Origin of the sequence: Thomasclavelia cocleata (assembly GCF_900102365.1) — a bacterium.
Classification (GTDB): Bacteria; Bacillota_I; Bacilli_A; order Erysipelotrichales; family Coprobacillaceae; genus Thomasclavelia; species Thomasclavelia cocleata.
In genome coordinates this window covers 25679-33646 of the sequence record NZ_FOIN01000028.1, presented here as the reverse complement: position 1 = coordinate 33646, position 7968 = coordinate 25679, and the positions used below count along the sequence as shown (strand labels likewise).

General features: G+C 28.6%; 12 protein-coding genes. All 12 read right to left on the bottom strand.

Annotation, left to right across the window (positions count from 1 at the left end; translation table 11 throughout):
- The coding region (locus BMW96_RS14820; RefSeq protein WP_218139420.1) for a pentapeptide repeat-containing protein at positions 1-174 on the bottom strand (174 nt) is incomplete at its 3' end.
- 31 nt (positions 175-205) lie between these two features.
- Positions 206-946 carry an NAD(+) synthase gene (gene nadE, locus BMW96_RS09970; protein ID WP_092355205.1) on the bottom strand — a complete coding sequence of 247 codons (741 nt, stop codon included), beginning with the start codon at positions 944-946 and terminating at the stop codon, positions 206-208.
- Position 947: 1 nt separating this feature from the next.
- Positions 948-1346, bottom strand: coding sequence for a hypothetical protein (locus BMW96_RS09965; protein ID WP_092355202.1), 399 nt, complete (start codon positions 1344-1346; stop codon positions 948-950).
- Between the two features lie 2 nt (positions 1347-1348).
- Positions 1349-1780, bottom strand: coding sequence for an NADAR family protein (locus BMW96_RS09960; protein WP_092355199.1), 432 nt, complete (start codon positions 1778-1780; stop codon positions 1349-1351).
- Positions 1780-3243, bottom strand: a complete 1464-nt coding sequence (locus BMW96_RS09955) for a nicotinate phosphoribosyltransferase (protein WP_092355196.1) — start codon at positions 3241-3243, stop codon at positions 1780-1782. Before BMW96_RS09955 ends, BMW96_RS09960 begins: the two co-directional genes overlap by 1 nt.
- A 14-nt stretch (positions 3244-3257) precedes the next feature.
- Entirely contained in the window at positions 3258-4088 is an 831-nt protein-coding gene (locus BMW96_RS09950) for a ribose-phosphate diphosphokinase (protein ID WP_092355193.1), read from the bottom strand.
- Position 4089: 1 nt separating this feature from the next.
- Positions 4090-4620, bottom strand: a complete 531-nt coding sequence (locus tag BMW96_RS09945) for a cysteine hydrolase family protein (RefSeq protein WP_092355189.1) — start codon at positions 4618-4620, stop codon at positions 4090-4092.
- Between the two features lie 9 nt (positions 4621-4629).
- Positions 4630-5385, bottom strand: coding sequence for a tRNA(His) guanylyltransferase Thg1 family protein (locus BMW96_RS09940; RefSeq protein ID WP_092355186.1), 756 nt, complete (start codon positions 5383-5385; stop codon positions 4630-4632).
- Between the two features lie 202 nt (positions 5386-5587).
- Positions 5588-5764 (bottom strand): hypothetical protein, encoded by a 177-nt coding sequence (locus tag BMW96_RS14195; RefSeq protein ID WP_157796116.1) that lies wholly within the window; start codon positions 5762-5764, stop codon positions 5588-5590.
- Positions 5765-6991 carry a hypothetical protein gene (locus tag BMW96_RS09935; protein WP_092355183.1) on the bottom strand — a complete coding sequence of 409 codons (1227 nt, stop codon included), beginning with the start codon at positions 6989-6991 and terminating at the stop codon, positions 5765-5767.
- Positions 6992-7224: 233 nt separating this feature from the next.
- Complete coding sequence (locus BMW96_RS09925; protein WP_092355177.1) at positions 7225-7755, bottom strand: hypothetical protein; 531 nt, start codon at positions 7753-7755, stop codon at positions 7225-7227.
- 35 nt (positions 7756-7790) lie between these two features.
- A complete protein-coding gene (locus BMW96_RS14190) occupies positions 7791-7961 on the bottom strand; it encodes a hypothetical protein (RefSeq protein WP_157796117.1) in 171 nt (56 codons plus the stop codon).
- Positions 7962-7968 lie beyond the last annotated feature (7 nt).

Genomic DNA, 7968 nt, shown 5'->3' with positions numbered 1-7968 from the left:
ACTTAAATCTGCATAACTTAAATCTGCATTACTTAAATCTGCATTACTTAAATTTGCATTAATTAAATTTGCGTCAATTAAATCTGCTCTAGCTCCACCATATTCATTATTTAACCATTTTTCATGAAGATTTAATATTTTATTTAGTTCTTCTTGTGTTATTTGTTTTAGCATTTTTATTTTCTCCTTGTTTTTTTAATGTTTCTTAGTTTGCTATATATTCAAAACATGGCATTGGTTGAAATTTAAATAAATTTTTTTTATGCATTTTATCAATTGTGTTTTTAATATCTAAATCATCTATTTCCTCAGTGCGAATATATTTGTCTAAAATTTCATAGGAAAAACCAAAATTTTCTTCATCGGTTTTCCCACAAAGTCCATCAGTTGGAACTTTATCTATTAGTATATTGGATAGTCCCAATTCTTTGCCAATAAGTTTTACTTCTGTCTTTGTAAGTTTTGATAGTGGGCTAAAATCCCCAACACTATCTCCATATCTGGTTGAATATCCTATCCAATCCTCTGATAAATTACAAGTATTGACAACTCTGCCATTAACCGATTGAGAATATGCATATAATGTAGCCATTCTAATTCTAGCAGGAAGATTTATAATAGTTTGTTTTGAAACCTCAACACTTGGTGGAAATTGATTATTAATAGCAGTTACTGCATTAAATATATTCATAACATCAAAACTGATCCCAAGTTGTCCACAAAGAAAATAAGAATAGCTGATATCTTCTTGTTCTCCACAAGGCATAAGCAATCCTCTTACTCTTTCTTTCCCTAATGCCTCTACACATAAGGCTGCTGCAACTGAAGAGTCAACTCCGCCAGATATTCCAACAACAGCATTACAATCTTTGCCATTTTTATCAAACCAATCTTTTATAAAAGAAACTATTTCATCTTTTACTTTTTTAGCATCAAACTTATACATGCTAAATCACTCCTTTTTCTATTTTTTCAATTAATGTATTAAGATGATCATATACCATAGGCAATCCACCTCTATCGTCTAAATAAGCATTGGCATATATCTTACGTCCATTTACTTTTACCATTGAATTACAATTAATCCCATCATAAGGAATTCCATATCTATTGCAATAAGATTTTATTTCGGAAAGTTTATCTACTCCATTACCCGTAAAGATAATAATTTGTGCATATCTATCCCATCTTTTTAATAAGTTAATAACATTTGTATATGTTCGTCCAAGCCTATGGAAATCATAAATTGTATCATCAAAATCTACAGCAATGATTAATTTGCCATATTTTATAAACTCATCTTCTAATCTTTGATAACAATTATCTGGGCTTAAATAATAGTCCATTATCAAATCTCACTTCTAACTTTCATTAAAATTTTGCCTAGTTTGTTTTCTCCTACAATATCTTTACACTTAGGACACTCACAATTGCCCCAAATATTATCATGCCAACCAGTCGTTCCTTCAATCAATTCATGAGGATATGTATCTAATAACTTTTTCTTTAAATATTGGTGTTGAGTAAATTTTGCTTTAACAATTTCATACATATATTTTTCTTTTACTTTTTCCCAATCATCTCTTAAAAGTATTTTTCTCCCTAGTTTCTTGGCTTCGACAGGATTTAAATTTTGAAATTTAATCTTTTCACTAATTCTAGTTATTTTTTGTGCTTGAAAAGCAGCTTCATTATTAAGATAAACTATCCCATCATATTCAATTGGTGTTTCATAATAATTGCTTAAAAAACGATATTTACCTCTAAAGTTATCAATCATTAAAATTCTCCTTTATTTAATCTTTGACGAATTTGTTCAAATGATTCTTCTCTTTTTAACATACCATTGCTAAACATTTTTTCTAATGACGTATTTTCTGTAGAAACTAAACAATTATATCCATCTACGCATTTATATCCATCTTCTGTTTTAATAACAGCACAACAACCTTTATGAGATTTCTTTAATTTTGATGTGTCTGTTTTAGGATTTTTATAAATAGGGAATTTGAAATTTCCAACTTCCCCATAAGTAGCCTTCATAGCAATACCAAATGTATCTCTTGTATTAACAATAAACTTTCCATCATCTTCAAAAATAGCATGGAAGCAGAACGCTCCTACTCCAAATACAATGTTGTTAGCAGCAAACCCTAGTTTATATAACTCTTCATAGATTTCTTCGACTTTATTTATAGTACATCCATCCCCATAAATAATGCCAATATGAGGATCTAATACTTTATATCCTTTACTATTGATACTTCCACCAAATGTTTTCCACAAGAGTTTAATTGTTTCAATTGATATTTCAACAATATCTCCGCTATCAGGTCTAATTAATAACTTTCCATTGTGATTCATAATTTCTTCTTTGCATTGAGGTAAAATATTTTTTACTATATTCCAATAATCATAAGTATCAGATACCATGCTGAATGAAGTATTAGGATATAATTCTGTTAATAATCTTTTTACAAAAGTGATTTCATCGCCATCAACTGAGAAGTTAGCTCCCATAACTGCATGCTCTGTAGATACAGCTCCAATTCCAATATTTTTATCAGCATTATAATATTCTCTAATATATTGCAATGCGGGGATTGTACTTGTCTTATCAAAAGATAACAGCCATGATGCAGATGTTCTAATAGAATCTTCTAAACATGACATACCTCTCATTCCAAAGTCTGACATAGCCATTCTAGAATCCATATTATCAACTGTTAGATCATAATATTTGTTTGCTACTTCCTTATAAATCTTTCCAATAGTAGCGTAATTACATGTTGGCCATAATTCTACTTGTAGAATACATTCTAGCCATTGTACAACCCACGCAAAATCTGGATGAGTATTTGTCAATTCAATACAAGGAACTCCCATATTAACAATACTTCCTTCAGGCAATGCTCTAATTAGAATGGGTAGATACCCTAATTTATGAAGATTTATGATTGCGTCCAAATCATAGTTTCCTTCGCCTAATTGTGTGTCCATATAGGAATTATATTCTCCAATAACCTCATCTATTGGTTTGTTAAAAAAGTTATTATTAAAATCTTCGACAAGATACTTTTTGATAAACTCCTGCAAACCAAAGAACACCATTTTATCATACTTCTCTGACATCGCTTTTCTAGGTGTCCAATAAGAAACCAATTTTGTTAAATCCTTAGGAAACATTCGCAGATGTGTTTGTTTATATGTATCCGACAATAATAAGGTTGTTAAATTTTTCATTTCATTTTCCTTTCTTAAACCTTTATAACTTCAATTTTCTCGTGTTTTCCAGTAAATAAACTATTAGTAGTAAACAGTCTTTCTACTGTGCCATCTTCCAGTGATTTAATTAAAGTTCCTCTTTCTCTATCTAAAATACTATTTTCGCAATGACTTACATAAGCATAAATCTTTTTTGCTCCAAGTTCTTTTAATTTATTTGCACCATAATACATTGATCCACCATAACTACAAATATCATCAAACATTAATACGGTCTTGTCTTTCAAATCAATTTCGTTTGTAATTATTTCAAGCCCCATAATTTTCCCGCTTGTCCAATCACGATGTTTTACTCCATAACAAGTTTTAAACCCACGAAATAAATCTTCGTATTTTTTACTAGCCCCATTATCGGGGAAATAAACAATTAAGTCATCTTCATTAATATTTTCGTTAATATTAATATCTCTTAATATAAGTCGTCTTACAAATACATTTAAGTCAAGTAAATATAAATTATCAATCAAAGCTTCGCTAACTGGCGAATGTGGATCAATTGATAGCACTTTTTTAAATCCTAATGAATTTATAATATTGGCGAAATATTTTAATGTAAATACATCTCTCTTTGTCTTGATTCTATCCATTCTTGCGTTAGGAATATATGGCATATGTAATTCATTTTCTTTTCCACCATGCTCTTTTAAATAATTTGTAATATAAATTAAAGCAATTAATTCTTCTTCATTTTCATAATACCATTTGATAATATTAACTGTTTTAATTTCGCATGAAGGAGTTAAATGTAATGTGCCATCAGGAAAATGATTTAGTTTTAATTTACTATCATTAATTAAAATCATTTTATATCACCTCTATTTGGCAGGAATTTATTGTTTTAAGTGCATATTTATGATTTTCTGAAGTTGTTCCAGCACAACACTTTGAATTAATAACAATATGTATTTCTGGACAGAACGTCTTAATTAGCAATGCGTTACTTACTACACAGATATCAGTACATAATCCAACAATTTCAATATCAGTAAACTGATGTTTTTTTACATATTGAGCTAATTTTACTGACCCAAATGTTTTCTTTTCAAATAATTGTTTTGGTTTAGGTTTAATTAATTTTAATATTTCTCCATTCAAACACCAACCATAGCTCCCCTTAATACAATGAATTATTGGTAAATTTATACCTTCGTTTGTATTGAGATAATTCTCGTTATGTGTATCTAAAGTAAATACTATTCTTGAATCAGGCTTGTCTTTATATTCTTTAATTTTATCTATAACATTTGGTAAAATTGCCCTAGCTTCATTTGTTCCCAAAGAACCATCAATAAAGTCATTTTGCATATCCACCACAATTAATAATTTCTTTTTCATTTCTTTCTCCTATTGTTCTAGCATAACTAAATTGTTAATATAATCTCTTTCATCTGTAAATAATGGTATGTTATAATCAATAACCCAATTTCCATCACCATCTTTAATACAACAAACACCTCTTTGTAATTCATTGGGTAATTTATCCCAATGAACACCTTCCTCAACAGACAGTTTCTCTTTTAATTCATCACAATTCAAGCCTTGCATTTCATTATGTGAGAATCTAGATTGAGCCAATGCTTGAATACTATTTCTAATAGCATCCTGTTGTCTCCAAATCAAGCAGTTCACAACTTCATGCTTAGGCAAATTAAATGCCCTTGAATCAAATGAAGCTTTAAAGCATCTCTTTTCCCATAAATTTTCTTCATCTGGAAAATATACCGCACTAAAACAATTTTTTGATTCAACTTCTTGATTGAAATATAAAGTGGCTAAAGCTGCACTTGTTGAAACCATTTTTTGAACTTTATTATCAAACCAAGCATCGCTGTTGATATTTTTATAGTCTACTAAAACAAGTGTTATCTCATCGCTTTGACAATAAGCCAAAACGCATCCTTGAATTTGTTGACATAATTTTTTCATTGTATGCTTCATAACATCACAAAAGTCTATATCAAACGGTTTATTTAGACCTTTAGTAAATGTATGGAAAGCTTTGCCATCAACACGAATAATAACAGGCAATCTTCTTAACAGCTTTGTTTGTGATTGATTTTCGTATTCTTTCATACGATTTCCTAATTTTGTTTTATCCATTTAGACTCCTTTAAATCTCCATTTTAATTCTCACTTTCATTAATATTATCGTTAAATAATTCACCTAGTTTCTTAAACTCTAGATAGCTAATAGTTAACTCATAGAATAAAACACCTGTTTTTTTGACTAATTTGTTTACCATTTTAACTTCTTCGTTAGTTAATCCATTTTTTTGTTAAATCAACATACAAATCACAACTATTATTGTTCACAATCATCTTTCTCGATTGCAACTATTTCAGCAATTTTGTGATCAGTCTCATCATAAATATCATCGTAACAGCCAGTTAATATTTTTTGCTTTGCATCTTCTAATGAATCAGCTTCAACATACCCCTTGCCAGTACATGTCATATTACAAGTAAATTTATAATACATCTAACACTCCTCTAACCTTTCATTAATATATTTATCTTCCAAACACTCTGGCAAACTATCTTTTACAACCTCTTGAATGTATTTAAAACTGTAATCAGATACATCAATTGCAATATCATATAGTTCGTCATGTTCACTTTTAGATAATTTATTTTGTATTTTATATAATAATCTAAGTATTCTTCTGGTATTAGAGTCTTCAAATTCTGACCAAGCACTTGATTCATTTGATTGTTTTCTCATTTTATCTTTAGCCTCATCTAATATATCCTCTTTATCTTTTGCTTTAGCTACAATAGCTGATACATTTTCATTAGATTCAAATGTTTTGTACCCCTCTTTTTCTAATAATTTTCCTACACCAGAAGTAGCTACCATAACATCATCATCAAGTTTATTTTCCTCATAAAATTTTGCAGTAAATTCTTTTGCAAAGTCATCATCTAAAAAATCTATTATGTCGGCTATTTTCGAAGTATCGGTACTACTTCTAACTATCTGTTTGTAAATTTCATCATTACATTCTTCTACCGTAATTGCTGCTTTTGCAGTTAATTTTTTTAAATCATAATAGTTAATAGCCTTTCTATCACGATCCAATTTAACTTCACATGCATTAAAATTATATCCAAATTGAAAGTTGTCATCTGATTGTACATATAAACCCTCAACGAACATCTTCCCTTTGAATTTCATATCTAATAGAATTTGTCCATTAACTGTATTAATTACCTTTCCAAAATCATTTTCTATACAAGGAAAATCATTTTTTAAATCTTCAAATACTAATGATGAAATGTTATTAATTTTAAATTCTAGATTATTATTATCTAAACATTTTGTTGATTTAACTTTTAATAATTCTGTATTAAAAGTATCAGAATATTCAAAGTAAGGTTCCCATAAATATTCGCTATTAGAAATAACAACATTGTGATTATTTCTTAATAAGACCACTAATGCTAATTTATATCCTTCAGCATTTCCGCCGATCATTTTATTATTATTAGTTTTATCACCAATTCCAAGAATTAGAGTACTTTTATCAATATATGTATGTTTATTCCCAATTAACAACTCTTCATTTTCTACATCATAATTTACATACATTTTATGACCATCTTTTTCACTATCAATTGCGTTTTGAAGAATCTCTCTTATTGCATCACTAATTGTCCAACTACTTACATAATTTTTACTCAAACTTAATTCATAGACTTCAGACATTAGACAATCAATCTCCCAGTTGTTTTGTCAATTATATTGTAAGCAGTCAAAATTTCTTTAAAGTCATGGTCACTTTCACATGTTAATATTAACATTTTGACCTGGCTTAGTAATTCATTTAAATTACCCAATTCAGTATTTTTTAATGTAGCTAATCTTGATAGTGCAGTTTTATCTTCCTCCGACAAACATAATTTAACTTCTTCATTGTTTTTATCTATTAACTTAAGCCCTTAAATAGCAATAGATAACTCATTTTCAGCATAACCATCTGGCAAACAATTTTTAATTTTACTAACATCTATTTTGTATGAATTGGATGCTATTTTTTGAATTAATTTAGTTGCTGCTTCTTTGTTAGATTTTTCTTTTGCTTGTGTTATTAATTCATTATATTTATCAATTATTCTATTTTTCTTCAAGTCATAATAATTATTTAAAAACTCTTCCATTCTTTCATTTAGTGTTTTCATTTGCTCTCTTTTCTCCTTTGAATTATTAATTTCTTCTTTATCTTCAAGCCAATATAATAGCTTTTTGATTAATTTGTCTCTTGCATATACGTGCCCTCTCCCCCAACTAAGATTTCCTTCGGTTAGAGTATTACAATTATATTCCTTAAGCACTTCATCTACTGCGTTTACATATAACGATTCGACAATATAGAGCGGTACATTATTTTGTATTTTTGAATACATATCGCAAATGTCCTTATATGTTTTAAAGCTTATTAAGTATTGAAGTTTTTTGTTAACATTCTTCATATATTTATACCATCCTTTTAATTAAAACAGTTCTTTTATCTAATTGATTCGGCAATCAAATTTGTAATATATATAATGGCAACACAAGCCATCATGATAATCATATATTTAGAATTATCATGTTTTTCTTGACATATCTTTATGATTGCACAAACAATCCCACCAACTCCTATAACGTACCCAATTGTAGTTACAACAACGTCCATTATAAAT

Excerpts from the sequence above, each read along its gene's own strand:
- BMW96_RS09950 (WP_092355193.1), bottom strand. The coding sequence starts at position 4,088 with ATGATTTTAATTAATGATAGTAAATTAAAACTAAATCATTTTCCTGAT.
- BMW96_RS14190 (WP_157796117.1), bottom strand. The coding sequence starts at position 7,961 with ATGGACGTTGTTGTAACTACAATTGGGTACGTTATAGGAGTTGGTGGG.
- BMW96_RS09965 (WP_092355202.1), bottom strand. The coding sequence starts at position 1,346 with ATGGACTATTATTTAAGCCCAGATAATTGTTATCAAAGATTAGAAGAT.
- BMW96_RS09945 (WP_092355189.1), bottom strand. The coding sequence starts at position 4,620 with ATGAAAAAGAAATTATTAATTGTGGTGGATATGCAAAATGACTTTATT.
- BMW96_RS09955 (WP_092355196.1), bottom strand. The coding sequence starts at position 3,243 with ATGAAAAATTTAACAACCTTATTATTGTCGGATACATATAAACAAACA.
- BMW96_RS09925 (WP_092355177.1), bottom strand. The coding sequence starts at position 7,755 with ATGAAGAATGTTAACAAAAAACTTCAATACTTAATAAGCTTTAAAACA.
- BMW96_RS09940 (WP_092355186.1), bottom strand. The coding sequence starts at position 5,385 with ATGGATAAAACAAAATTAGGAAATCGTATGAAAGAATACGAAAATCAA.
- BMW96_RS09935 (WP_092355183.1), bottom strand. The coding sequence starts at position 6,991 with ATGTCTGAAGTCTATGAATTAAGTTTGAGTAAAAATTATGTAAGTAGT.
- nadE (WP_092355205.1), bottom strand. The coding sequence starts at position 946 with ATGTATAAGTTTGATGCTAAAAAAGTAAAAGATGAAATAGTTTCTTTT.
- BMW96_RS14195 (WP_157796116.1), bottom strand. The coding sequence starts at position 5,764 with ATGTATTATAAATTTACTTGTAATATGACATGTACTGGCAAGGGGTAT.
- BMW96_RS09960 (WP_092355199.1), bottom strand. The coding sequence starts at position 1,780 with ATGATTGATAACTTTAGAGGTAAATATCGTTTTTTAAGCAATTATTAT.